Here is a 25325-nt window from a genome sequence, read left to right as displayed (position 1 = left end):
CCCCACCTTGATAAAGGCGGGGTAAGCCCATCAAGCTCAACCAACCACAGTCCTAAATTTAATCTGACTGTGGTTGGGTTTCCCTCCCCTGTTAGCTGTTGCGACGAAACGAACAAACTGATACAGTCATGGTATTTCCATAACCGACATGTTGGCAGACAATCCAGAATTGTGAATGGTTAGCAACCTCGACCGCTATTAAAGCTACAAAGCTTGCAATGAGATCGCGCTAAAACGCAAAACTGCGAACATCTGTCAACGTAACCTAAATGTGGCGATACCTCGTGAACAAAACTCAACCCACTAATATCTCGACTCTCAAAGCCGAAGTCGCTCGGTTTCGTGAAGAACTGAACATCCGCGACCAGCTCGTGCGGCAATTGTCCCAAGAATTATTTCGGCTAGTCAAAGATAACACCCCCTATGCACCCAGACCAGAGGTAGCAGGAGATTATCGAGCGGAAGTACGCTTACTGCGCGAACAACTGCAAGGAGTCGAACGACAGGTACATTTTTATCAAGATCAACTCCAGCGTCGGGACTTAGAAATTCAGCAACTGCGCCAAACCATTCGCGAACTCAGCGAACGCAGCCAAATGCTAGAGCAAGTAATTCGAGAATTGCCCAAAGTTTACACCCAAAAATTTGCCGAGCGATTAGCACCGATTAAGACCAAAATTATGGCATTGCAAAGTGAAAATCGCCAACTACAAGCGAACTTAATTGCAGTGACAGATCGACTGGCGACTAAAGGCATTCAGCTTCAACAATCGACACCCGATCTCAAATTAGACTTACCAAATATTAACCAACAGCAATCGCCACAACAGTTGACTGCCCTCAGTCATGCCTAAAACGGTGGTGATTCTGGACGATACCCCAGAAAGTCAAAGATTAGGTGTTGCAATGTTACGCTCGATCGGCGAAATTGTCGAGTCGGTTCAATTTGTGACTGTCGCTGAATTACCCGCAGTTGCCAGTCCCAGGGCGATTTATTGCCCGATGACATTAGCCGTACCCCCAACATTCGAGTTTTGGGGGCAATCGATCGGTAGATCTTGCCAAGATATCGATCGGCTGCGCGACCTAGCCGCCACGACAACCGGGGTAAAAGTCGGCGAAGGTGGAAACTTGTGGTTGCCAATAATTTGGACGGCGCAAGACCCAATTTATCGGGATGTTATTGGCGAAAGTGAAGGTAATCACCAGCAACCAGTCGATTTGAGCGATTTCGATCTCGAAGCAATCTATGAGTTTGGCTGTCAATTACTCACCCAACTTACCGCACCACCAGCAACTTATCTAGTCCAATTTAGCCAAGGTGAAACGGGGATTATCTTCGATCGATTATTCCCCTTTCCCGCTATCCCCGCACTAGCCAGTATCGGCGTGCAGCAACCAGATTTATTCGACTGTCATTGGCGGTGTATTACCGGACAATCGATCGTAAATACCAGCAAATTAGACTAGGGCAAAATTAGACGATTCAGATAGCTGAATTTCACTAATAAGATTGGCACAAGATGACTCAACTGCGATCGCATCTTCTAGCTCTAATTTAATTCGCCCTTGGAGTTTAGGCAACAGTGCTTGCCATTGAATTGGCGATATTTTTCCAGTCAGCGCAATCTCTAGATATTCGGTAATATCCAAGTCAGCAGCCATCATTAGATTCATGGCAATTCCAGACACCAACATATTTGCAGATTCGATATCTTCAGCATTAGTAGTATCGATTAATAACGTCGGTCGGTTAAATTCCGAACTTTGAGCTAAGTTATAACAAACACTGGCAATCTCTTCACCCAATTCCTCTTCACTCTGAGACCAATCTGGGAAGATAATTAGATTAGCTTCACTTAATTGGAGATGAGTTAAAGTTCGATCGATTAAAACAGATTGAATGGTATCGGCCATTTTAGCCCAGGAAAATTGTTTTACCCGTTCTAAACCTGCGGCAATCGAAGCTGCTCTTACTTGCGGCTTTTGCACCTCGCACAAAGCTTCTGCCATGCCATCGATATCCTCATCAAATACATAAATAGCTGCCTCATCAGCAACTTCCGGGATTGAAGCATTCGGACACGTAATTACCGGACATCCAGAAGCCATTGCCTCAATAATGGGCATTCCAAACCCTTCATATTTAGAAGGATAAATTAATGCCATCGATGAAGAATAGGCTATTGCCAATTCTTCATCGCTGAGTTGCAGCATATGAACGGAACTACCCACTGTAAATGTTCTAAAGTCAGCATCTAGTATGCCACTATTACCAGTACAAATAATATCGAATCCGTGACTATTAAAGAGTCGATCGAAAGCTTGGAAAAATAGCTGACTATTTTTATAGCCAGCAGCAGCACCAACTAAGATAAAATAGGGTTTCGTAATTCCATATTTAGCTTTAAATGTCGCAATATCTTGCGGTTGAGCTGGTGTAAAGATACTGCTAACGCCACAATGAGCGACAGTAATCGATTGTGGATCGATATCTGGATAACATTCTACCAAATCGCTGGCAGTATATTCGGAGATGGTTATATATGCAGAAGCATGTTGAATGCCCAGCAATTTTTCTTGCCACATTGGTTGGCTTAAATTCCAACCCATTACTTCGGGAATCATGTCATAAGTCATGAATACTGACGGTGTAGTCAGCGGAGTTGTATAGTAGGAAGAGATAAACAACTCTACGCCTAGTTCTTCACAAATATTCTGAAGCATGATGCGATCGGCATCAGTATTTGCATAATCGTAAGCAGATATATGATGGTATTTAATACCCGGAATTTTAGGTGCGGTGCCTGCCCGATCTAAAATAATTAGATGTTCGGCGAAACCATTATTAGCCCATTCTTGCAGTAAAGATTTCCAGACACGGGCGATGCCAGTACTATATAGTTGGAAAAAGACAGCATCGATCGCAATTTGGGGCTGAGGAGTTTTCCATTCTAATTGACTAGCGGTTACGACAATTTCTTGAAGATTAGCTACTAGCGAAGATGCCGAGAAATTTTCTGCCATTGTTTTGCGTGCAGCTTCACCCATTTGCTTGCACAAATTCCGATCGTTCCATAACAAAATTGTGTATTTAGCAAATTCTTCAGCATTACTCGCAATAAAACCATTAATACCATGTTCGATCGGCGATGTTTCGGCAACATTAATTAAAGCAACAACTGGTAAGCCATGTGCCATTGCTTCAACAATTTTAACTTGTTGCCCGGTACCGCCAATTAGAGGACAAATAGCAAATCCACTGTGGGCATATAAAGATGATAAGTCTTCAACAAATCCACAGATATCTAATTCTGGAATATTTGTTAATCTATCACCACCAGCACCCACTACCTGTAATTTAAAATCATGGATACTTGTAGATATTAGTGGTAATACTTTTTTAACAAAGTAGCTTGCGCCTTGAAGATTAAAGCAATTACCGCTAATGACAAATAATGGAGATTTAGTATAAGAATTGCTAGTGTCAGGTACTGTGACAGTCATTGGCACATACAAGTTTTTAGTATCCCGTGTATGTTGTTTTAGTAAATCGCCTTCTTTTTGAGAAATCGCAAGTGTATAATCATATAAATTGCAGATATCATACTCTGTCTGTTCGGGACAGATATTAAGATTAGCAAAAAAAGCTTCGTTAGTAACTTCTGGTGCGATTGCCAAAGGATCGATCGATTGTTGACTAAAATGGGGAGTCAAAATCTGGAACATCTGCATTGTTAATGTAAAAAGATCGATCGTATCTATTACTTTAACTACAGAGTCAAACTCTTTCCCACTTACCAATCTTCCCCATAGTGAATAGCTCACCACAACTAAATTGGGTTCGATTTGACGAAATATCTGTTTAAAGCTATCTACCAATCCTGGGGCATTAAAATAATCCCAGTTCATTTTACCTGGTTGCGATCGAGCGCGACAAGCTTCTAAATATCGAGCGTCAGTTTCTGTCGCTTGATAAATAAATGTATCGATGCCATATTTAGACTTTAAAATATCTACACTAGATTGAGTCCATTCTCGATCTGTGTATAAGTTAGAGCTAAAGAGTACGATCTCGCAACCTAAATCTCTCAATCCTGCTAACATCTCCAAGCATCGACGATGAGCACCAGTACTCGATGGATATGGATTGTGCGGGAAAAATACTAAAGTTTTAGTAGGTTTTAGAGGTGGGTTTTCCGCGATCGATTTGGCTACTTTATCTGAAACGATCGTAGATTCTAATAATTTCTGAATCTTTGTATCGATTAGATCGATATCTGTCCACTTTTGTTCGTTAGCAATTCGACTTAACCAATCTTGATTATGGTAAGTGAGCGTTTTAATAAAATCAGCCTTAATTCGATGTTTATCTTGAATTGAAATACTGCTATTATAGACAGTATTTAATACTTGTTTGGCTATGTATGTAAAAGAACCACGACGAATCTCATCGATTGTATTAGTATCTAAGGTGAAAATTCTAATATAATCTTCTGGCGTTCGATCGATAGTAGGAACGCGATAATAAAATAGATATTCAGGAACTTTGACGATTTCACCAAGTAGCAATAATTCTAACAATAGCAAAACATCATCTGCATATCGAGATTGACATAAACTCGTCTGTCGTAGAACATCAGTTTTAAAGATACTATAAATGGCGTACCATCCAACTTTATTAGTCAGTTCTCGTACCCGCCCCACTACATTTTTATCTAATGAGTCAATATTAGAATAGCTTTGTGTCCATGCTGTTCTAATTGTCCCATCTTCATTAACAAAATTAATCTCACTACAACAACCAATTGCCGTAGGATGTTGCTGCATCTTTTCAATGCACTTACGAACATAGCTAGTTGCCAGATAATCATCATAAGCAGCCCAAGTAAAAAAAGTACCTGTTGCTAGCTTTAAAATGAAATTAAAATTAGCAGTAGCCCCTAGATTTGTCTCTTGTTCGTAATATTTAATGCGGCTATCTCTATCGGCATATTCTAAACAAATATCTTTTGTTTTATCTGTAGAGCAGTTGTCTGAGATAATTATTTCAAGATTTGAATAGTCTTGGCTGATAATCGAATCAAGTGATTCTCTTATATATCGCTCTCCATTATAAATAGGTATACCTATTGTTAGAAATGGTTGTTTTGACATAGAGATTTTAGGGGGTACAAAGAATATAATAACTAGTGGATGGTTAATTAGATGATATGAATTACAACTAAATTTATCTAGTTATAATTCTATGAAAGTAATTCTCGATCGATAGATATCGACAATTAAAATATAATATTATTACATTTTAATACGCTGCAACCAAGCTCCTGGCCAATAGGTTACGTTTTCAGACAAACCGTTACTTTCATTAAATGCCCATTCTGGCTGCTCTAATTTGAATTCAGGATGAGTGCCTAAGAAATCCTGAGCTGCATGATAAGGATTATTGGTATCCCAATCTGCTTGAGATCGCGGTGCAGATACTAAATCTTTCATGATGCCATCAGTTGCAACAATATAAGATCCTAGAGACACCAACTCTGCATAAGCATTTAGTTCTGCTAAAACATGTTCTCTACTATGGTTTGAATCTAAGATAATTAAAACTTTATCAGTAGGTTTGATTAATGATTTTACATGAGATACTATATTAGTATCTACGGAACTTCCTTCGACAAGGGTAATATATTCAAATAAGTTATGCTCCTCAATTGCCGCACGATTGTGCGATCTAATTTCGATGTCAATACCAATTATTTTTCCCCGCCCCATTGCTTTACATAAGCTAGCATAAAGAATGAGAGAGCCACCGTGTGCTATGCCCGTTTCGATAATGACATCTGGCTCGATTTTGTAAATAACTTCTTGGGTACGAACGATATCTTCTGGTAACTGAATAATTGGTCTACCCATCCAGCTAAAAGTATAAACATATTTGTTATCCCAACCACAGCGCAGCCATGCCTGAGAAAGAATATTAAATGCCTCTGGAGTGCCGATCTTGTAAACAGAGTTAACTCGATCTTCTTCTACAACAACTTCATTGTTTTCTAAATCGATCTTGATTGACTGCATAATAATAATTTAATCGGTTACTAATTTACGATATCTCATATGAACTAAGCTAATAGTTCCAGTGATTGACTTGTTTTCAATCCAATTTGTTATAGATAGTTGATGATTACGCTCTAGTGGAATGCGATGCAGTTCATGAAATCCAGCTTTTTGATAAAATTTTAAAGCTGTGTTGTCAGATCGAACTCTAACGCCTATGTCTAATAAACCCAAATAATTTTGAGACCAATTAATGAGAGTTTGCAATGCGATCTTCATCGTTCCATGAGTAGCATCTCCTCCTCTAACAATTGCATCTGCTTCCCCATATCTATTATTCCAATCTATAAAATCTAACCCCATATATCCAAATGATGTTCCTTGCAAATCGTCAAGCATAAATAGAATTTTACTTTCATTGTACCGAACTACTTCAGTCAACCAATTTGCAGTACGTTGTTCTGTTGCAGTAAATTCAGTTAAGAATGAATTTACAAAGCGATTACGCCATACAGTTAAATTACTAATATCATTTTGATTTAATAAGTTTGGGTGAGTTGCAACAGGTCTCAGTAAACATCTTACTGGTTCTCCGACAGGGATACATATTTCCGATCTTGACAAACCAGCATTATCTTTTAGTGTAGAAACTATTATTTTACCTTTAGATGAATTTGTCATTTCTACTTTTCCTGAAAATAAGAAGATATAATGTTTATGATTTTATCTAATGTCTCTATAGACATGCAGGAGTGAAGCGGCAATGAAAATATTTCTTTAACAATTTCTTCCGTTACAGATAAATCACCTCTTCGGAAATCTTTGAATAATGTAAATAAATGTCCGGGTTGCCAATGAATTCCTGTGTCTACTCCTCGTTCTAAAAGATAAGCTCTAAGAGCATCTCTATCTTTTTCTGGTACTCGAATATAGTAGAGAAAAGGGGTGATATCTGAAAAATCCGTTTGTGGCACCTTTACTTGAGGAATTTGACTTAGGGCTTGATTATAGTAAATACCATAAGCTGCACGATTATCAGAAATTCGACTCATTTTAGCTATTTGAGCTAGTCCGATAGCAGCATGAAGATTTGCCATGTGATATCTAAAGCCTATTCTTTTAACATCATAAGTCCAGGCTCTTTGATTTTGATACATTACGGATGAAGGTTGTCCCATACCTATCAACCTCATTTCATGTATCGCATTTAACTCTTCTTCTGTACGAACAATTATTATACCACCATCTATACAAGTTATTGTTTTTACTGGATCGAAACTAAACATACAAATATCAGAAAAGCTTCCAATCATTTGGTCTTTATATTTAGATCCAAATGAATGAGCCGCATCATGAATGATTCGTATATTATATTTGTGAGCTAATTCGGCAACACGGGAATGATCGCAGAGAACGCAATCATAATCCATGATAATAATTGCCTTAGTTTTTGTAGTAATTAATTGTTCTGCTTTATCTAAGTCTATACAAAGTGTTTGCTTGTCAATATCACAAAACACTGGTTCTGCCCCAGTAGCAAGAATGGCTTGAAAATCAGCAATATTATTAAAAGATGGTGTTATTACTTCATCTCCTACGCCTACTCCAGCAATCATCAGTCCTAAATGTAATGCCGCGTGTCCAGTACTGACAGCAGCGACATAACGATCTGATATGTTTAAAAACTTTTTGACTGCATCTTCAAATTCACCGACGTAGCTTCCCATTCCCAGCCAACCTAATTCTAGTGATTTGGTACTCGCGGCTATTTCTTCTTGTTCTATTAATGGTTGGAAAACAGGTATCTTTTGCATAACGCTAAATTAGAATTAAAAATAATAAATTTGTATGGAATCTATCTACTAAATCATACAATCTGGATATTCATGGTCGCGATCGTGAATAACACTCACAGGTAAAGGCATTTTAATTCCAAAAGCCGGATCGTTCCACCGCACACCTCTAGCCGAATCAGCGTTGTAGACACCCGCCATTTGGTAAAATACTTCCGTATCATCTACTAAGGTTTGTAAGCCATGAGCGCAGCCGGGAGGGATATAAAACATCTGATAATTGTCAGCAGTTAGTTCCGTAGCTACCCACTGTTTAAAAGTAGGAGATTCGGGGCGTAAATCTAGAATGACATCATAGATAGCACCTCTTGTACAGCGAACTAATTTAGTTTCTGTGTCAGGAGCTACTTGATAGTGCATTCCTCTTATTGTTCCCTGTCGAGCAGTAAAGGAAACATTACATTGAGCAAAGTTGGTATTTAATCCGTGTTGTTGAAATTCATCGGCACAAAAGCTCCGAGCAAAGAAGCCGCGCTCATCGGTGATGGGTTCGATTTCGATTAGGTACGCACCAGGAATTTTGGTTGGGGTGAATTTCATATAACTAAATTATCAAAAAAATAGGATAATAAAGACGAGAGCTGTTTAAAAAATCATTACGATGCAAGTCTCCCTCACACTTTACGCCGACCAACTACTTCAACGGATGATGTCATTGGGCTATCGCGACCCCGCTCAGGCGATCGAGGTTGCCCTAGCGCACATGGTAGAATCCGAAATGGAGCGTGATGACTCTCCAGAAATAATCGAGTGGATACGCAAAGAAGTGGCTATCGGAGCAGATCGAGCAGAAAAAGGTGAGTTTTCCACCTTGAGCCTGGATGAAATTAAAGCTCAGGTTTTATTGCAGCATCAACAAAATCTCTCCTGAAAGTCTTGACGATTGCATTGAGGTTGTAAGAATCCTTCATACTAAACGCAGCATGACACGAGATTTATTTTCAAATGACCTCTAGCAGGGGAATTGGGACGACAAATTTACCACCCCAGTCTCGAATATGTGCCATTTGTTCGACGATCTCAGATTTGAGATTCCAAGGTAGAATTAGTAAATAATCTGGTTTAGTTTCGGCAATTCGATCGGGACTATAAATCGGGATATGGGTACCAGGTAAAAATAGTCCCTGTTTATGTGGGCTACGATCGACTGTATAATCGATAAAATCTGTCCGCACGCCGCAGTAATTTAATAAGGTATTGCCTTTGGCTGGCGCGCCATATCCAACCACCGATTTACCTTCGATTTTAGCCTGAATTAGAAATGCTAGTAGTTGACGTTTGATACTTTCGACTCGTTCGGTAAAGTCTAAATATGTATCGATCTTATCGAGATGAGCTGCAATTTCTTTTGCTTTTAATTCGGTTACTCGTTCGGTAACTGGCTGCTGGGTATTTTCGGCATGTTTGCCATATATTCTCAAAGATCCACCATGTGTTGGTAATTCTTCAACATCGAATAAAGTTAAGCCATGTGCGGCGAATACTTTCTCGACAGTGAGGAAAGAAAAGTAAGAAAAATGTTCGTGATAAATGGTATCGAACTGATTTTGAGCGATTAATTGTAATAAGTGAGGAAATTCGATCGTAATAATTCCCTCTGGTTTGAGTATCAATTTCATCCCGGCTACAAAATCATTGAGATCTGGTACGTGAGCGAGGACATTATTACCTAACAACAAATCTGCGCGCTTACCTAGTGCGACTAATTCTGTCGCTGTTTGCACTCCAAAGAATTTAGTCAGCGTGGGAATACCTTTGGCTTCGGCAACTGCGGCGACATTCGAGGCTGGTTCGATGCCTAATACCGGAATATTCTGCTGTTGAAAATACTGTAATAAATACCCGTCGTTACTAGCAATTTCGATAATTTGGCTCGATCGATCGAATCCAAATCTTTCCACCATTAACTGTGTATAGTTTTGACAATGTTTGAGCCAACTCTCAGAATATGAGGAGAAGTAAGCATAATCACCATCGCCAAAAATATGCTCTCGTGATTCTACTTCAGGTAATTGAACTAGGAAACATCGATCGCATACATAGGTATGCAATGGATAAAATTTTTCAGATTTGTCTAATTGTTCGAGATTTAAAAAATCATTAGAAATTGGCGATCCTCCTAAATCGACAAATGTATACTGAAGTGGGTGTTTGCAAAAACGGCAGTTATGATTGCTCATTAATCATTAATATTGCTAGTTGTGGGCGGTTTGTTGAATGGCTAGTTCGGATAATGGCAATGTCTCAAAATCTGTATAATTTAATGTCGATCGAGATTTATTTCGCATCTGCTGTTGAGAATCGAGAAAGTTCTCATACCAGATAATTGTCTGTTCTAAGCCACGATCGAGTGTAAAGTCAGGCGACCAATTTAAAATTTCTTTGGCTTTAGTAGCATCCAAGAATTGATGTTGAATTTCATTACTAGCTTGATTTTGCACGATCGGACTTAATTCCGATCCCATCATCTCGATAATTTGAGATACTAAATCTAAAACTGTAACTTGAGTCTCGTTAGAAAAATTAAAAGCTTGTCCATATAAACTTGAATTGCTGGCTAATTGCTCGGCAAGTAGTGTATATGCCGCCGCACCATCTTCGCAATAAATATAGTCGCGAATATAACTACCATCCGATCGAACTATGGGAGCTTCGCCTTGTAAGATCGATCGAATCGTACCGGGAATAATTCGATTCCAATTTAAGTCGCCGCCACCGTAGAAGTTACCGCAACGGGTAATGGCAACGGGTAATTTATAAGTATGTCCGTAAGCTTGCGAGATTAAGTCGGCACAAGATTTACTGACATCGTAGGGGTGTAAACCTTGGAGAGGGGTAGTTTCCACGTATGGAAGCGTATCGCAGTCACCGTAAGCTTTATCTGATGATGCCATCACAATTTGCTTGACACTCGGACTATGGCGACAGGCTTCGAGCATTTGCCACGTACCAGCGATATTTGTCTCGAAAGTCGAAATTGGGTTCCGATTGGCAATACCCACAATTGTCTGGGCTGCTAGGTGCATTACTGTATTGATTTCATACTCGCCTAAGACACGTTCGAGGAAGACTCGATCGCACACATCGCCGCGTACTACTTTGACACGATCGATCGATCCGGAGCGAATTAGTTCCGACTGCGGAACTGTATCGCGAATGACGCAGACGACATCTGCACCCAACCTTAATAACCGTTTTACCAACCAGCCACCCAGCAAACCTGTCGCACCAGTGACTAATGTCGGTCGATTGTCCCAAAAATTATTACTTTGACTCATAACTCATCTATTTGCATAAGATCGCAACCCACATGTTTAGTATTCCCAAACTTTCCAGGGAGGATTGCCACTTTGCCAAAAACTTTCCAGATGGTACTTATCGCGGAGGGTATCCATACATTGCCAAAAATCGTAGTGACGATAAGCCGCTAACTGTCCGTCAGCCGCTAACCGTTCTAATAATTCGACTTCTAACCCCGCACTATCGTTGTTTAAATACTTAAAAACTTGAGGTTCCATAATCAGGAAACCACCATTAATCCACCCTTCACCTGCTTGCGGCTTTTCGGTGAAGTTAGCGACTAAATCGCCTTCGATGACTAATCCCCCAAATCTTGCTGGCGGACGTACTGCACTCACTGTCACCCATTTACCGTGCGATTTGTGAAATTCTAGCAATCGCTGAAGATCGATATTACTCACCCCATCGCCATAAGTAATCGCGAATGTTTCGTCACCCAAATAGGATTCTAGGCGTTTGAGTCGTCCCCCAGTATTGGTTTGGACTCCAGTATCGATCAAATGGAGTTTCCAGTCTTCACATTCTTTGGCTTGGGGCTGAACCAAGCCAGTGGCTAGATCTAGCGTCATACTCCCATTCAGGGTGTAGTAATCCATAAAATAGCGTTTGATATATTCGCCTTTATAGCCCAATGCTACAAAAAACTCTTGAAATCCGTAGTGGGCATAGTGTTTCATGATATGCCAGAGGATCGGACGACCGCCAATTTCGACCATTGGTTTGGGGCGAATTTCAGTTTCTTCAGTCAGACGCGTGCCTAAACCACCCGCTAAGAGAACGACTTTCATAGACAAAGTTGAGGGGTAATGAATAAACCCTTTACCAGCAACTACTTAGACTTCGATGGCTGAGTTGGTTGCGTTGGCTCGGTTGGTTTTAGAGTACCCACTTTTTTAGTGTCGGCAATCTGTTTATTTACAGCATCGAGAAATTCTTTGTACTCTTTTTTGGTGGGATCGATTCTGACGAGTTCTTCAAGTAAGGCTTTGGTACCTTGGACATCGCCTTGCTGCATCCGAAAAGTTACAATCTCACCGATTCCGCGTAGTGCAGTTTGATTCTTAGGTTCTCTTTTTAAAACTGTCAAAAAACCTTTCTCTGCGGCTTGAACTTGGGCATTCTGAGATTGGGTGGCATTTTCCGTGGCTGTCGGTCGATCGATCGAACTACCGATCAGCCCGCTCAGTCCCATGACGCTCGAAGCCAGAAACGCCCCTCCAGAGGCAAGTACGATAATTTTGGTCAATTTACTTTTTTCCATGTTTGGTACTACTCCTAATGATTAAATCTGTGGCTTTGGGTCTGAGTCAGACTAGAGCTATTTCTTTAAGTTACCAATTTTCGGCGATTAACTATCATGTTCGATCGAAGTTAGGGGAGAAGGAATCGGGGATAGCAGTCAACACGATCGTTTTTTCACTTTTGCAGGAGGTTTAATTTAATGTCAGTATCTATACCAGGTTCCGGTTGGGATAAATTTAGAGCAAAATTAGCTGGGGTATCGCCAGCACTATGCGGACAACTCGGAGGTATTTTGGGCGCGTTTTCCGTCATCATTTATCTACAAACGCCACAATTAGCCGCAATTAAGCAGCAGGGTAATAATCTGAGCAAGGCTGCGCTCCAGCAAGAAGAAGCTAAAGCTCAATCCCAACTTTCGATCTCGAAGCAATTACCAACATTTGGATTTAGGAATCTAGTGGCGAACTGGCATTTTATTAACTTTATGCAATATTTTGGGGATGAGGTGCGCCAGAAAGCTGGATACGCATCGGCAATGGAATATTTTGATGCGATTCTCGATCGCGACCCCCGGTTCCTTGAGGCTTATTATTATCTATCGAATGCTGGCTCCATTTATGCCGGACAACCAGAAAGATCGGTCGCTCTGATGAGTCGCAGCTTGAAATCTCTATCGCCAAAAGTGCCCGATCGCGGTTACTTTATTTGGCGACTCAAGGCAGTAGATGAGTTACTATTTCTAGGTAGGGTACCAGATGCTCGCAATTCAATGCAAAATGCCGCAAACTGGGCAAGCCAGTACGACACTGAAGAAGGTCAAAATGTCGCTCGACTTTCCCAGAATACTGCCAATTATCTGGCTCGCAACCCCAATAGCAAACAAGCTCAATTCGATGCTTGGAATATGGTGCTGAATGCCGCGATCGATGATTTTGTCATCAAACGAGCGATCGCTGGCATCCAAGCAACTGGTGGTAAGGTTACAATTAGTCCTACAGGAGAATTTAAGGTCGAAGCACCAGCTAAAGATTAGTGGATAGTATTAATTTATGCCTGATTTCTGCGAACATGGCGATTAATATAATCTAGCGATCGCTAAAACCAACCACAATTTCTACCAACAGCCAAGAGTTATAGCTATCCTCGATCGATCGGCTAGACGCAGATCCGCAATCCCCTATCCCCCATCCGCCGCTACATGGATTTATTAGAGTACCAAGCTAAAGAATTGTTCCGAGAGGTAGGCATCCCGGTGCTACCGTCTCAACGGATCGATCGACCGACAGATCTCAAAGCGTTACGGATTCCGTATCCGATCGTTTTAAAATCGCAGGTGAGCGTCGGCAATCGGGGTAAAGCTGGGGGGATTAGATTTGTCGAAAATACCATCGATGCGATCGCCGCAGCACGCACGATCTTTAATCTACCGATTTTGGGCGAGTATCCTCAGGTACTATTAGCCGAGGCTAAATACAACACTAGCCAGGAATTTTATCTAGCGATCGTGATCGATAGATTGGCTTGTCGTCCGGTATTACTCGGTTCTACTGATGGTGGGATGAATATTAATGCCATTCTCAATCAAATTCAGCAGGTTGTCGTCTACGAAGAATTTTCCTCTTTTTACGCGCGGCGATTGGCATTGAAAATGGGACTACAGGGCGATCTGATGCTGGCTGTCAGCGAGATTGTCGAGAAAATGTACATGTTGATGCGCGCTCAAGATTTAGACTTGGTAGAGATCAATCCGTTAGGTATCGATCGCAATGGTGCGGTGATGGCACTAGATGGCAAAATTAGTGTCAATCATTATGCTGTCGGCAGACATCCTAACCTCAAACCGTGGCAGGTTGTCGATGTCGCACGCAATCGATTAGGGGCATTATCACCATTATTTACGAGTGTTGGGAATATCAGTATCCTCTGTAGCGGCAATGGATTAGCTCTAGCCATGCTCGATGGCATCGCGCAAGGGGGGGGTCAAGTCGCTCAATGTATTGTTGTCGATCCGGCTTGTCGGGCAGAAATCCAGATCGCACTCGATCGCATCAGCACGAATTCTCACCGCGAGCGGCAACCTTCAACACCCGATGTCGATGTTTTATTAGTTAATTTTGTCGGGAGTGAAATCGATAGTTGCCAACAAGTAATGCAATATTTCCCCCGCTGCCCCAATCTGGCGACGATTTGGCGAGTGCTAGAACAAGATCGCGACAGGCTGGCAGGGCTACTCCCATTATCAATTAAACTCGTAACCAATTTCGATCGCGCCATCGCTCAAACTTTAGCGATCGCTAAGCAGTAATTTAGGTTTTAGGTTTTAGGTTTTAGGCTTTAGGCTTTAGGCTCTAGAAGAATATTACTCCTTACTCCCATCTCCCCGCTCCCACCTCCCACCTCCCCGCTCCCACCTCCCACCTCCCACCTCCTATGACGATCGATCTCCAACTAGATAGCCGTGTCTTAATTCAAGGAGTGGACAATCCACTAGCTTTGGCTGCGATCGGTCGGATGCAAACTTATGGTACTAAAATTGTGGGGATTGTCAGCGCGGGACACGGGGGAGAACAGCTCGGCGATCTGCCGATGTTCGATTTGGTAGAACAAGCACAATCAGCATTAGGACCGATCGAGACTAGTTTAATTTTTGTGTCTGCTTACCAGGTACTAGATGCCGCTCTCGAAGCCATTGCCGCAGGTATTCCCCAGATTGTAATTATTACTAGAGGTTTACCCCCACTAGATATGATTCGCTTGCTGCGACAGGCAAGTATCAGCAATACGCTAATTCTCGGCTCTGGTAGTGCAGGAATTATCATTCCCGATCGATTGTTGCTCGGTATCTATCAACCACAGCTATTTAGTCCGGGTAGAGTTGCAATTATCAGCCGCAATCAGAGTTTGACAGCCGAAATTGCCAGCGAATTAAATCAAGCCAATTTCGGTCAATCGATCGTCATTCATATCGGGAGCGATCCTCTCGTTGGCTCCTCCTGCCGCCTCTGGCTAGAATGGCTGCAATCAGACCCTTTTACCGAATCGATCGTGCTTGTCGGCGATATTTGCTGGGATTCAGAAGCTGCTACGGCAGCATATCTCCTCGCCCAACAAGGCAAACCTGTAGTCGCTTACTTAGCCGGAATTCATGCCAGTACGCCCCACCCCCTCACCGATGCCGCGATCGTTCTCAGTCATACGCTCTCCAAACCGATTCACAATGCCGATACGATCCAACAACGGATCGAAACTTACAAACGCGCTAAAATTCCCGTCGCCAAAAAAATCGGTCAAATTCCCAGTTTGCTCAAGAAATTAGGGAGTAAGGGGTAAGGGAATGTGGGAAGGGTGGGAAGATGGGGCAGAAGTTAAGAGGAACGCCGTTCCAAACGATCTACTCTCCACACTCTTTATACCCCGTACACTTCCCACCCTCCCCACACCCCCCACACTTAAAAACGATAAAAAACCTGCGTTACTTAGATTCAGGATGAGTATCTAAACAATCATCGCCACCCATGCAATTAATTTTGCCCAGCAGTTGATACAAGCGACCAAAATCGCGCCGATCGAATTTGAATACCAGTCGGGGTAAATCGGCGGTGACTTCATCTAATTCCTCAGCTAACGCGGTAGTTTGGACGATTTCGCCACTAGCCACTAAATCGCCAAACTCACGATTGAGCAGCTCTAAATCGCGATCGCAAATAGGTACTTTCAACCGGATTGCAAATCGATCGCCGACATAACGACTGGAATGATAAACTCGATAAAAATTCCGAATTAATTCTGCGGCTAACCGCACATCATCGGTAATCGTGTACAATTCAAAATCCGTCGCACTAATCAGCCCAGTTGCTGCTAAGTTCTTACGTAAATAACTATCCCAATCGCGCCAATACGTACCGCCAGGTCGATCGACTAGTACCAGCGGTACGGGGCCATATCGCCCGGTTTGGCACAATGTCAGCGTCTCTAGAGCCTCATCTTGGGTACCAAATCCGCCTGGAAACAATACGACGGCATCACTTTCTCGCAAGAAAAATAACTTGCGTGTGAAAAAATATTTAAACGCGATCGATTTGGGATCTCCCGATATATATTTATTCGCCCCTTGCTCGAAGGGCAACTCGATATTTAAACCAAAGGAATTTTCGGCACCCGCTCCGGCATTTGCCGCCGCCATAATCCCGCCACCGCCACCAGTAATTGTCATAAATCCTTGCTGGGCAATTAGCTGTGCGAAATCCTGCGCCAGTTGATATTCTGGTGTTGTCTCGCTAATGCGTGCCGAGCCGAAGACTGCAACTTTACGAATATGCCGATAGGGATGGAAGGTTTCAAAGGCGCGTTCCATATCTTCGATCGAGGCACTGAGAATTTTCCAATCCAACCTATCGATCTCTGTCTCAGACAGCCGTAAAATCGTCTCCAGCGCACGCTGAATCCATTTACCATTTGCCATCGTCGGCAAGCGATCGATCGTGGCTGACAGGCTATTTTTGAGGTCGGATAGCACATCCATAAATTGGGGTGTGGGGTGTGTGGGGTGTGTGGCGGATCGTTCCCAAATCCATCCACTATCAACTAAAACCTAAAGCCTAAAGCCTAAAACCTAGACCAATGAAAAGCGTCTCTAGCTAAAATTAGCTAAAGACGCTCTTTAATCGAGCAAGTATCTGGACTGAAGATCTTACCTTGAAAACTGAGATTTTCCCACTTTGCGTTACTGGCGATTGCGAATGTTCGCGTGGGGAAAATAATTGTATTGTGGTTGCTTTCACAACTGCGATCGAGAAATCCGACTCTTTTGCGAAAATTTTCAGCTATTGTCGATCGCACATTTCATCCATATTGTCGTCGCGGATGAAATTTTTTTAGAGATATTTCTCTACGGTATTGGACAAAGTTGCTTTGGGGACTGCTCCGACAACTGTATCGACTTTTTGACCGCCTTTAAAAATCATTAGCGTCGGAATGCTCCGAATGCCATATTGACTGGCAACATTAGGATTATTGTCAGTGTTGAGCTTATATACTTTAATTTTTCCTTCATACTGCGCTGCGATTTCATCTACCACAGGGCCGACCATTCTGCAAGGGCCGCACCAAGGTGCCCAAAAATCTACTAGTACTGGAATCTCACTATCAAGGACATCCTCTTTAAAAGAACCGTCTGTAACTTCTACTGCTGACGACATGGCTCCAATCCTGTTTACCTAAGTTTGCTCGATGTGTATGCAATTTTACCATAATTGAATGATGGCTAGTATCTAGTCGGAGGTAGTTGTCGATCGCGAGTTGCGATCGATTCATCCTCAACCATTGTCAACAGTTGACTGCTCGGATTGTCAGCCAAACTGTAAACATTTGTTGACTAGCTACCAGCCACCGATTACCGCTTAGTAAGTCTCAACGTGCCAACGACCAGCTCGTTTCATTTGAGAGCGGTATTCTGCCCATTTGACATCAGATTTAATTGCCGCAGTCGTCAATGCTGCATCAATGCCTGTTTCCATGCCTTTGAGTCCGCAGATATATACATGCGTTTTCTCTTGCTGAATCAGCGACCAGAGTTGGTCGGCGTTTTCGGCAATGCGGTCTTGGATGTACATCTTGCCACCCTCGGCATTTTTCTGTTCCCGACTCACAGCATAGGTGAGTTTGAAGTTATCGGGATATCTTTCCTGAATTTCTTCAAGTTCGCCTTTATATAAGATGTTGGGAGTTGTTGCGACTCCAAATACCAACCAAGCTAAACCGTTAAAGCGATAGTCGGGGTTGGCGTGACGCTCGTTGTCTTTAAACATTCGCCATAGGTAAGCGCGGAACGGCGCGATTCCCGTCCCAGTTGCCATCATGATGACGTTAGCATCGGGATCTTCAGGCAGCAACATTTCTTTCCCGGTGGGACCAGTAATTTGCACGTCATCGCCCGGTTTGATGTTACACAAGAAGGTCGAGCATACGCCTTCAACTTCTTGTCCGGTTTTTTCGTCTTTATACTCTAGTTTGCGAACGCACAAAGAGACAGTTTTGTCATCGACATTATCACCGTGGCGAGTGCTAGCGATCGAGTACAACCGGATTTTGTGATTTTTACCTTTATTATCTTTACCAGGGGGGATGATGCCGATACTTTGACCTTCAAAATATCGTAAATCTCCAGTAGAGATGTCAAATTTCACATGCTGCACCATGCCGATGCCGCCTTCAGCTAGCAGTCCATCGTTAGAGACACATTTACCAACAAACGGTGCATTCGGACGGTAGATATTAACGGGAACATCTGCATGTTTCTTGGGTGTAGCTGCGGGTGCTGCTGTAGCTTGAGGCTGCGCTTGGGGTACAGATTCGCTACTTTCGATCGCCATTGGCTGCGAGTTAGCTCCAAACGGACGAATGCTCAGAATTTTGCCGCCTAAATTGGCAATCCGACGCATTTCTTGGTTCATCCGTTGGTAAGGTACGGTAATAAATTCACTACCGCTGCGGCGGACATTACCATTGACACTATCGGCAGACTGACGATTGCTCAGACCGATAACTTCATAAATAAACAGACGATTGTTGGCTGCTGAATTACCAGCACTACCGCTTAGACTTGGATTGTACATTGCTAATTTATATCTCCGAAACCCCAAATAATAGGTGTCATTATAACTCTACTTACTTCAGATATCACCCATTGACATCTTCGCCGATTGAGCCTCCGATCGGGCACTGAATCGGCAGTAACGGGCAATATCTCCTAGCACGAAACTAGGATGCTCTCCAGCACGCGCTATATAAACATATCCCAGCCAGAATACCGTAGCGCAGTCCCATTGCACAAGAGCGAATCTGACGATCGTGCAGATTTTTGAGTAGCCAGCGATGTCGAACTATGTCATTCATCTCGATCGATTGCGCCCTTAATATTTGGTATAGAATTGCCCCAGTCGAGGTATAATGACTGCTGAGTACAGTTTTATGTCTCCAATCCCTGCGATTTAACCGCGCTAGAAATAATTAATTTAATGGTAGCAACAGTGGTAAATTTTACATTTGTGTAAGATTCTTGGCAGTGCCGAGCGCGATCTTCGCCCAATTCGAGCGACAATCGCACCAGTAGCGACCAAACCTAATTATCCCGTCGCGTCGCTCTAAGAGCGCAAACTTTGTCTGCATCTACTTTAATCGGGATGACGGATTGAGGTAAAATTTTAATTCAAAGAACTAGAACTAAACACTTACAAAAAATTTCGATATAAGAGGATAGCTATGAGTAAGGTGGATCGCGTGGTGATAATTGGCGTTGCTGGAGATTCCGGCTGCGGTAAGTCAACGTTTTTACAACGGATTATCGACTTGTTTGGGGAAGATTTCGTGACAGTAATCTGTTTGGATGACTACCACAGCCTCGATCGCTACCAGCGGAAAGAGCAAAAAGTTACAGCACTCGATCCGCGTGCGAATAATTTCGACCTGATGTACGAGCAAATTAAAGCTCTCAAAAGCGGTCAAACGATCGACAAACCCATCTATAACCATGAGACTGGCTTGATCGACCCACCAGAAAAAATTGAACCCAACCATGTCATCGTAATTGAAGGATTACATCCACTCTACGATGAGAGAGTCAGAGGATTGATCGACTTTAGCGTTTACCTAGATATCACCGATGATGTCAAAATCGCTTGGAAAATTCAACGCGATATGGCAGAACGCGGACACAGCTACGATGATGTCTTAGCTGCGATCGAATCTCGCCGTCCCGACTTTGAAGCCTACATCGAGCCTCAACGCGGTCACGCTGATGTAGTAATTCAAGTCTTACCCACTCAGCTTGTCAATGATAAAGAAAGCAAGCTGCTACGCGTACGCTTAATGCAGCGTGAAGGCGTATCTGACTTCGATCCTGTCTACCTATTCGACGAAGGTTCCACCATTCACTGGAGACCTTGCGGTCGGAAACTCACTTGTGAGTACCCAGGCATTAAAATGTTCTACGGGCCAGATACATACTACGGTAACCCCGTATCGGTACTCGAACTCGACGGTCAGTTGGGTAACCTAGAACAAGTCAGCTATATCGAAAGCCACTTGAGCAATATTTCCACCAAGCACAAAGGCGAAATGACTAGCCTGCTGCTCCAACACCGCGAATACCCAGGTTCTAACAATGGTACTGGTTTATTCCAAGTCATGGTCGGTCTAAAAATGAGAGCGACTTACGAACTGTTAGTTGCCGAAGCTAAAGTACCTGCTAAAGTCTAACCTTATCGAATAATCCCACTAGGGCGATCGAAGAATCGATCGACATATTTACCATAGAGCGTAGTTTTTACTCGCTCTTTTTTGTGACTATTGAGGCTTTTTTGTGACTATTGAGGACAAATTAGGACATTTTGTGTCGATCGTATTCTACAAGTTCTTGTTTGAGACGATCGATAGTTCTCTGAAAGTTATTGATCCGCCCCAAAATTAATCGCGGATGCAAATTTGGGTCTTCACGATCTACGGCAGCTAATTGTCGCTCAAATCGATCGAGTTCGGATTGAGTAATTTTGTATTGGTGTTCGTCGGCGATCGCTATTTTATCGATTGTCAGATGTTCGAGTATTTCTTGAATGCGTTCTTCTGCTTTCATTTTGACCTTACCAACTAGTTTCATACATATTTTACATACTTCCTCATTATATCTATTCTGATTCTGATGTCGAGCCAAAAGGCTTGAAAGCGATCGAGTACATCTCGATCGCTTTCAGTTCAAACAGCATCTCAATCACGAAAGAACGTACTAATAATAGTATTGATAGTTTTCACGATTGCAGCAACCGCCATTATTACATTGAAAAATTTAACTGCACGGCGTAATATCTTGCGATTCGAGCGCATAATTTTACGGTTTTTATCTATCTGACTCATTTTGCTTAACTCCTTTAGAGTAGTTGATTATTGATTTGTCAATCTTAGTCAGTAATCAATCTGAAATAAATCCTACGATTCCCCCAATATTTCACCTCATTTTCTCAATTTTGCTTCACTAGAAAAACTGAAGAAAATCTGAGGTACAATTGAGCAGTTGTTGAAGATCGTCAAAATGGCAGCCAGTTTATCAGCATCAGAGGCCGGACTGAAGATATTCGAGCAAGCCCGAAATCTCAAAGGTTGGAATAAAACAGCTTCCGGCAAAAACTCGCCTTGGCCTCTGGAAATTAATAAGTCTACGTTGGAGAGATTTCACAAGCGGCAGCCAATTAAACATGAGAATTTTGTAGCTATTTGTGACGCAATGGGCATCGAGTGGCAGGAGATCGTCGATCTATCTGAAAGCACTGCATCAAAAGCAATAGTAAGCTCAAATTTACAAGTCGATCGATCTGCATCTACAGAACTAGATATTTTTAGTCAACAGATCTTTGATTGGTTTGTGGCGTTGGATTTTACGGCGGAAGGGTTGCCCAAAAGAGATGGAAATTATGTCGAGTGGATTATTCATTTACCAATGCAATGGGCTGGACACGATCGAGTGTTAGTCCGAACCATCATTCATGAGACGGTTTTGGGGGATCTGGATGATTTTAAAAAAGCTGTAGCACAATACAAAGCTGATCAGGGTTTGTCGATCACTAGTTGGCGGGTAAGTCAAGCTGTTCATCAAGCACTAATTGAATCGGATCGAAAATTAACTTGTCTGACATTTGACCAGTTGATTGATCGAAGTGCTGATTTTTCATCATATTTTGGGTGGTTGGAGAAAGAGATTAAAGAAATCGAGAAATTTTATGTCCCATTGTATTGCAAAAAAGGAGAATTAAATCCGATAACTAACACTATGCGGAATCCGAGTATTTACGCTCGGGCTGAAGGTGGAATCGATCGATACATAAATCAGTGGTTAGCAAATCCCGTGGCAAAGCATGTTTCGATTTTGGGTGAGTTTGGTACGGGCAAGACTTGGTTTACCTTACACTATGCATGGAAATGTCTCCAAGCTTATCAAATTGCCAAAGAAGAAGGTCTGCCACGCCCGCGTTTGCCATTGGTCATTCGACTACGAAATTATGCCAAATCGCCAGACGTTACGAATGTGATGGCAGGGTTTTTCTTTAGTGAACACAACATCAAGATGAATCATGCTGTTTTCGACAGGCTGAACCAAATGGGGAAACTGTTGCTGATTTTTGATGGTTTTGATGAGATGGCGGATAGAAACACTCCTCAGAAAGTGGCGGATCATTTCTGGGAGTTGGCGAAGGTAGTTACGCCGAATGCGAAGGTAATTTTGACTTGCCGCACAGAGCATTTCCCGAAGGGGGAGGATGAGCGCAATAATTTTGAGGGGAAATGCTTACCTTCTAATACGAATAAAATCGCGGTAGCTCCGAAGTTTGAGACTTTAGAATTGATGAAGTTCGATGACGAGCAGATTCGGGAGGTATTATCGCGGCGGACGAAGGCTGCGGCGACGGTGGAACTGGTGATGGCAAATTCGCAATTGCTGGATCTGTTGCGACGAGCGGTGTTGGCGGAATTTGTGTTAGAGGCTTTGCCAGAGATTGAGGCGGGGAAAAAGATCGATCTAGCGCGGGTGTATCTCTATGCTGTGCGGCACAAGATGGAGCGGGATATTACGACGGGGCGGACGTTTACATCGTTGGCGGATAAGCTCTATTTCTTGTGTGAGTTGGCGTGGAAAATGTTGAGTGAGGATCGGATGACGCTGAATTATCGTGAGTTTCCCGATAGGTTGAAGTTGTTATTTGGTAAGGAGGTGGAGTCGAAGAAGCATCTGGATCATTGGCATTATGACATGATGGGGCAGACGATGTTGATTCGGAATGATGATGGGGATTATAGTCCGGCACATCGATCTTTGTTGGAGTTTTTTGTTGCTTATAAGTTCGCGGCGGAGCTGGGTTTGTTGGCGGATGATTTTCTGGAGATGGCGCAGAATCAATCGGGGATTGATGAGAGTTTAACGCCAGAGTTTTATACTTGGTCGAGTTATTGGCGGCGGGAGGTAAATTATAAGGGCGAGCGAGAATTAATTGCCCCTTTAGCTGGATTCAAACCGGAGCCGCTGGAGAAGTTGCGGGGTACTTTTGGCAGAAGTCCTTTGACTAAAGCTATCCTCGAGCTGCTGGTACCTGCGCTAACTTTGGAGATAAAATACCGAGAACCAAATCTACTGTTGGATCTGATTCGGCAGACGAAGCTGACTGATGCTGAATATTCCGGTGGGAATGCCGCGACAATATTGGTGGAATTGGACTCTAATGCACTGGAATACCAAGATTTGAGTGGTACTAATTTAGCCTATGCCAACTTTGTAAATGCAGAGTTGAAGGGTACCAATCTCAATGGGGCAAACTTAGAGAATTGCTTGACAAAGAGGGTATTTGGAACGCTTAATGACATCATTATGAGTAAGGACAATCGGCAATTTATCACCGCTCATAGTGATAACACCATAAGAATCTGGGATCGAGCTAGTGGTAGAGAGTTAAAGTGGTTGCTGGGACATCAAAATACGGTAAAAGTACTCGCTCTGAGTGGGGATGGGCAAAGACTGTATTCTGGTGGCCATGTGGTTAAGGAGTGGGATCCCACTGATGGCACTTGTCAGCGCACTTTTGAGGTTGATAGCGAGAACGTTTGCGTGGTGGATGCGATCGCGCTAAGTGGGGATGGAAAATTTCTCTATGCTGGCGGCAAAGAAGCGATCGAGGAGTGGGATCTCGTCGATGGCAGTTGTCGGCGCACTTTTGAGAGTCATAAAGGTTTCGTGAGTGAGATCGTCATAAGTAGGGATGGGCAATTCCTTTATTCTGGCAGCGGCGATGGGACAATTAAGGAGTGGGATCTCACCGATGGCAGTTGTCGGCGTACTTTTGAGAGTGACCAAAGTTTTGTGTTTGGGATTGTCATGAGTGGGGATGGGCAATTCCTTTATTCTAGCGGCGGCGAGGGGACAATTAAGGAATGGGATCTCACCGATGGTATTTGTCGGCGCACTTTTGAGAGTTATCAAACTACTAAGAGTGGAATCGCGCTGAGTGGGAATGGACAATTCCTCTATTCTGGTGGCGATAGGGCGATCGAGGAGTGGGATCTTGTCGATGGTAGTTGTCGGCGCACTTTTGAGAGTCATCAAAGTTCTGTGAAGATTGCGCTGAGTGGGGATGGGCAATTCCTGTATTCTGGCAGTGGCGATGGAACGCTTATAGGTAGTGGTAATGGAATAATTAAGGAGTGGAATCTCTTTGATGGTTGTTGTTGGCGCACTTTTAAGAGTCATCAAAGTTCTGTGAATGCGATCGCCATAAGTGGGGATGGGCGATCTCTATATGCTGGTAGCGATGATGGAATAATTAAGGAGTGGGATCTCTTTGATGGCAGTTGTCAGCGCACTTTTGAGGGTCATCAAGGTTGCGTGGATGCGATTGCCCTAAGTAGGGATGGGCAATTCCTCTATGCTGGCGGCAGCTATGGGTCGATTTTTGGCGGTGGCGTAACAATTAAGGAGTGGGATCTCACCGATGGCAGTTGTTGGCTTATTTTTGAGAATTATCAAAGTTTTGTGAGAGGGCTTGTTATAAGTGGTGATGGGAGATCTCTCTATGCTAGTAGGAATAGTGGGACAATAGAGGAATGGGATCTCACCGATGGCAGTTGTCGGCTTACTTTTGAGAGTGACCAAAGTTTTGTGGATGAGATCGCCATAAGTGGGGATGGGCGATTTCTCTATGCTAGCAGTAGTAATGGAGCGTTGTTTAGCGGCGTGATAATTAAGGAGTGGGATCTCGCTGATGGCAGTTGTCGGCGTATCCTTGCAGATTATCAAGGTTTGGTGCATACGATTTCCTTGAGTGCAGATGGGCAATTCCTGTA

General features: G+C 42.9%; 22 protein-coding genes. 8 read left to right on the top strand and 14 right to left on the bottom strand.

Features of this window, described 5'->3' with window-relative positions:
• Positions 1 to 284 precede the first annotated feature (284 nt).
• Together RMO79_RS19930 and RMO79_RS19925 are read left to right on the top strand one after the other, a co-directional pair.
• Positions 285 to 854 (top strand): Npun_F5560 family protein, encoded by a 570-nt coding sequence (locus RMO79_RS19930; RefSeq protein ID WP_310485014.1) that lies wholly within the window; start codon positions 285 to 287, stop codon positions 852 to 854.
• Entirely contained in the window at positions 847 to 1470 is a 624-nt protein-coding gene (locus RMO79_RS19925; protein ID WP_310485013.1) for a hypothetical protein, read from the top strand. The genes RMO79_RS19930 and RMO79_RS19925 overlap by 8 nt, the downstream gene beginning before the upstream one ends.
• Here the strand turns inward: RMO79_RS19925 and RMO79_RS19920 are convergent.
• The 5 genes from RMO79_RS19920 to rfbC form a co-directional block, all read right to left on the bottom strand.
• On the bottom strand, positions 1462 to 5157 hold the full coding sequence (locus tag RMO79_RS19920) for a glycosyltransferase (protein WP_310485012.1): 3696 nt from the start codon (positions 5155 to 5157) through the stop codon (positions 1462 to 1464). The genes RMO79_RS19925 and RMO79_RS19920 overlap by 9 nt on opposite strands.
• A 141-nt stretch (positions 5158 to 5298) precedes the next feature.
• On the bottom strand, positions 5299 to 6075 hold the full coding sequence (locus RMO79_RS19915; RefSeq protein WP_310485011.1) for a CmcI family methyltransferase: 777 nt from the start codon (positions 6073 to 6075) through the stop codon (positions 5299 to 5301).
• Positions 6076 to 6084: 9 nt separating this feature from the next.
• Positions 6085 to 6735, bottom strand: coding sequence for a GNAT family N-acetyltransferase (locus tag RMO79_RS19910; RefSeq protein ID WP_310485010.1), 651 nt, complete (start codon positions 6733 to 6735; stop codon positions 6085 to 6087).
• Positions 6736 to 6737: 2 nt separating this feature from the next.
• Positions 6738 to 7868: a DegT/DnrJ/EryC1/StrS aminotransferase family protein gene (locus RMO79_RS19905; protein ID WP_310485009.1), complete on the bottom strand. Its 1131-nt coding sequence runs from the start codon at positions 7866 to 7868 to the stop codon at positions 6738 to 6740.
• A gap of 48 nt (positions 7869 to 7916) precedes the next feature.
• On the bottom strand, positions 7917 to 8447 hold the full coding sequence (gene rfbC / locus RMO79_RS19900) for a dTDP-4-dehydrorhamnose 3,5-epimerase (protein ID WP_310485008.1): 531 nt from the start codon (positions 8445 to 8447) through the stop codon (positions 7917 to 7919).
• Positions 8448 to 8508: 61 nt separating this feature from the next.
• Here rfbC and RMO79_RS19895 point away from each other — a divergent pair, with 61 nt between their 5' ends.
• Positions 8509 to 8778 (top strand): hypothetical protein, encoded by a 270-nt coding sequence (locus RMO79_RS19895; protein WP_310485007.1) that lies wholly within the window; start codon positions 8509 to 8511, stop codon positions 8776 to 8778.
• Positions 8779 to 8848: 70 nt separating this feature from the next.
• On the opposite strand, the gene RMO79_RS19890 is transcribed toward RMO79_RS19895, so the two are convergent.
• The 4 genes from RMO79_RS19890 to RMO79_RS19875 are packed head-to-tail and all read right to left on the bottom strand — an operon-like array spanning position 8849 to position 12468.
• The gene (locus RMO79_RS19890) at positions 8849 to 10087 is read right to left on the bottom strand and encodes a class I SAM-dependent methyltransferase (RefSeq protein WP_310485006.1); all 1239 of its coding nucleotides are present in this window, start codon (positions 10085 to 10087) and stop codon (positions 8849 to 8851) included.
• A 15-nt stretch (positions 10088 to 10102) separates the two neighbouring features.
• The gene (locus tag RMO79_RS19885; protein ID WP_310485005.1) at positions 10103 to 11185 is read right to left on the bottom strand and encodes a GDP-mannose 4,6-dehydratase; all 1083 of its coding nucleotides are present in this window, start codon (positions 11183 to 11185) and stop codon (positions 10103 to 10105) included.
• A 36-nt stretch (positions 11186 to 11221) separates the two neighbouring features.
• Entirely contained in the window at positions 11222 to 11995 is a 774-nt protein-coding gene (rfbF, locus tag RMO79_RS19880; RefSeq protein ID WP_310485004.1) for a glucose-1-phosphate cytidylyltransferase, read from the bottom strand.
• A gap of 41 nt (positions 11996 to 12036) precedes the next feature.
• Positions 12037 to 12468: a hypothetical protein gene (locus RMO79_RS19875; RefSeq protein WP_310485003.1), complete on the bottom strand. Its 432-nt coding sequence runs from the start codon at positions 12466 to 12468 to the stop codon at positions 12037 to 12039.
• A gap of 180 nt (positions 12469 to 12648) precedes the next feature.
• On the opposite strand from RMO79_RS19875, the gene RMO79_RS19870 reads away from it, so the two are divergent.
• From RMO79_RS19870 to RMO79_RS19860, 3 genes are all read left to right on the top strand, one after another.
• A complete protein-coding gene (locus tag RMO79_RS19870; protein ID WP_310485002.1) occupies positions 12649 to 13482 on the top strand; it encodes a hypothetical protein in 834 nt (277 codons plus the stop codon).
• 165 nt (positions 13483 to 13647) lie between these two features.
• Entirely contained in the window at positions 13648 to 14754 is a 1107-nt protein-coding gene (locus RMO79_RS19865; protein WP_310485001.1) for an ATP-grasp domain-containing protein, read from the top strand.
• A gap of 125 nt (positions 14755 to 14879) precedes the next feature.
• Positions 14880 to 15779 (top strand): CoA-binding protein, encoded by a 900-nt coding sequence (locus RMO79_RS19860; protein WP_310485000.1) that lies wholly within the window; start codon positions 14880 to 14882, stop codon positions 15777 to 15779.
• Between the two features lie 142 nt (positions 15780 to 15921).
• On the opposite strand, the gene RMO79_RS19855 is transcribed toward RMO79_RS19860, so the two are convergent.
• The 4 genes from RMO79_RS19855 to RMO79_RS19840 all read right to left on the bottom strand — a co-directional run bounded on the left by RMO79_RS19855 (position 15922) and on the right by RMO79_RS19840 (position 19279).
• Positions 15922 to 16971 carry an LOG family protein gene (locus tag RMO79_RS19855; RefSeq protein WP_310484999.1) on the bottom strand — a complete coding sequence of 350 codons (1050 nt, stop codon included), beginning with the start codon at positions 16969 to 16971 and terminating at the stop codon, positions 15922 to 15924.
• A gap of 352 nt (positions 16972 to 17323) precedes the next feature.
• Positions 17324 to 17647, bottom strand: coding sequence for a thioredoxin (gene trxA / locus RMO79_RS19850; RefSeq protein ID WP_295616965.1), 324 nt, complete (start codon positions 17645 to 17647; stop codon positions 17324 to 17326).
• Positions 17648 to 17848: 201 nt separating this feature from the next.
• Entirely contained in the window at positions 17849 to 19063 is a 1215-nt protein-coding gene (gene petH, locus RMO79_RS19845) for a ferredoxin--NADP reductase (RefSeq protein WP_310484998.1), read from the bottom strand.
• A gap of 57 nt (positions 19064 to 19120) precedes the next feature.
• Complete coding sequence (locus RMO79_RS19840) at positions 19121 to 19279, bottom strand: hypothetical protein (protein ID WP_310484997.1); 159 nt, start codon at positions 19277 to 19279, stop codon at positions 19121 to 19123.
• 430 nt (positions 19280 to 19709) lie between these two features.
• Between RMO79_RS19840 and RMO79_RS19835 the strand changes: the two genes are divergently transcribed.
• Entirely contained in the window at positions 19710 to 20705 is a 996-nt protein-coding gene (locus tag RMO79_RS19835) for a phosphoribulokinase (protein ID WP_310484996.1), read from the top strand.
• A gap of 121 nt (positions 20706 to 20826) precedes the next feature.
• On the opposite strand, the gene RMO79_RS19830 is transcribed toward RMO79_RS19835, so the two are convergent.
• The gene (locus tag RMO79_RS19830; RefSeq protein ID WP_310484995.1) at positions 20827 to 21102 is read right to left on the bottom strand and encodes a hypothetical protein; all 276 of its coding nucleotides are present in this window, start codon (positions 21100 to 21102) and stop codon (positions 20827 to 20829) included.
• 429 nt (positions 21103 to 21531) lie between these two features.
• Here RMO79_RS19830 and RMO79_RS19825 point away from each other — a divergent pair.
• Positions 21532 to 25325: NACHT domain-containing protein (locus tag RMO79_RS19825; protein ID WP_310484994.1), on the top strand; the 3794-nt coding region annotated here is incomplete at its 3' end.

The organism is Chamaesiphon sp. VAR_48_metabat_403 (genome assembly GCF_031422475.1).
Classification (GTDB): Bacteria; Cyanobacteriota; Cyanobacteriia; order Cyanobacteriales; family Chamaesiphonaceae; genus Chamaesiphon.
This window is presented reverse-complemented; position numbering and strand designations above follow the sequence as displayed.

What these genes read in the sequence shown, in the direction of transcription:
- RMO79_RS19925 (WP_310485013.1), top strand. Translation starts at nt 847, where the DNA reads ATGCCTAAAACGGTGGTGATTCTGGACGATACCCCAGAAAGTCAAAGA.
- RMO79_RS19920 (WP_310485012.1), bottom strand. Translation starts at nt 5,157, where the DNA reads ATGTCAAAACAACCATTTCTAACAATAGGTATACCTATTTATAATGGA.
- RMO79_RS19915 (WP_310485011.1), bottom strand. Translation starts at nt 6,075, where the DNA reads ATGCAGTCAATCAAGATCGATTTAGAAAACAATGAAGTTGTTGTAGAA.
- RMO79_RS19910 (WP_310485010.1), bottom strand. Translation starts at nt 6,735, where the DNA reads ATGACAAATTCATCTAAAGGTAAAATAATAGTTTCTACACTAAAAGAT.
- RMO79_RS19905 (WP_310485009.1), bottom strand. Translation starts at nt 7,868, where the DNA reads ATGCAAAAGATACCTGTTTTCCAACCATTAATAGAACAAGAAGAAATA.
- rfbC (WP_310485008.1), bottom strand. Translation starts at nt 8,447, where the DNA reads ATGAAATTCACCCCAACCAAAATTCCTGGTGCGTACCTAATCGAAATC.
- RMO79_RS19895 (WP_310485007.1), top strand. Translation starts at nt 8,509, where the DNA reads ATGCAAGTCTCCCTCACACTTTACGCCGACCAACTACTTCAACGGATG.
- RMO79_RS19890 (WP_310485006.1), bottom strand. Translation starts at nt 10,087, where the DNA reads ATGAGCAATCATAACTGCCGTTTTTGCAAACACCCACTTCAGTATACA.
- RMO79_RS19885 (WP_310485005.1), bottom strand. Translation starts at nt 11,185, where the DNA reads ATGAGTCAAAGTAATAATTTTTGGGACAATCGACCGACATTAGTCACT.
- rfbF (WP_310485004.1), bottom strand. Translation starts at nt 11,995, where the DNA reads ATGAAAGTCGTTCTCTTAGCGGGTGGTTTAGGCACGCGTCTGACTGAA.
- RMO79_RS19875 (WP_310485003.1), bottom strand. Translation starts at nt 12,468, where the DNA reads ATGGAAAAAAGTAAATTGACCAAAATTATCGTACTTGCCTCTGGAGGG.
- RMO79_RS19870 (WP_310485002.1), top strand. Translation starts at nt 12,649, where the DNA reads ATGTCAGTATCTATACCAGGTTCCGGTTGGGATAAATTTAGAGCAAAA.
- RMO79_RS19865 (WP_310485001.1), top strand. Translation starts at nt 13,648, where the DNA reads ATGGATTTATTAGAGTACCAAGCTAAAGAATTGTTCCGAGAGGTAGGC.
- RMO79_RS19860 (WP_310485000.1), top strand. Translation starts at nt 14,880, where the DNA reads ATGACGATCGATCTCCAACTAGATAGCCGTGTCTTAATTCAAGGAGTG.
- RMO79_RS19855 (WP_310484999.1), bottom strand. Translation starts at nt 16,971, where the DNA reads ATGGATGTGCTATCCGACCTCAAAAATAGCCTGTCAGCCACGATCGAT.
- trxA (WP_295616965.1), bottom strand. Translation starts at nt 17,647, where the DNA reads ATGTCGTCAGCAGTAGAAGTTACAGACGGTTCTTTTAAAGAGGATGTC.
- petH (WP_310484998.1), bottom strand. Translation starts at nt 19,063, where the DNA reads ATGTACAATCCAAGTCTAAGCGGTAGTGCTGGTAATTCAGCAGCCAAC.
- RMO79_RS19835 (WP_310484996.1), top strand. Translation starts at nt 19,710, where the DNA reads ATGAGTAAGGTGGATCGCGTGGTGATAATTGGCGTTGCTGGAGATTCC.
- RMO79_RS19830 (WP_310484995.1), bottom strand. Translation starts at nt 21,102, where the DNA reads ATGAAACTAGTTGGTAAGGTCAAAATGAAAGCAGAAGAACGCATTCAA.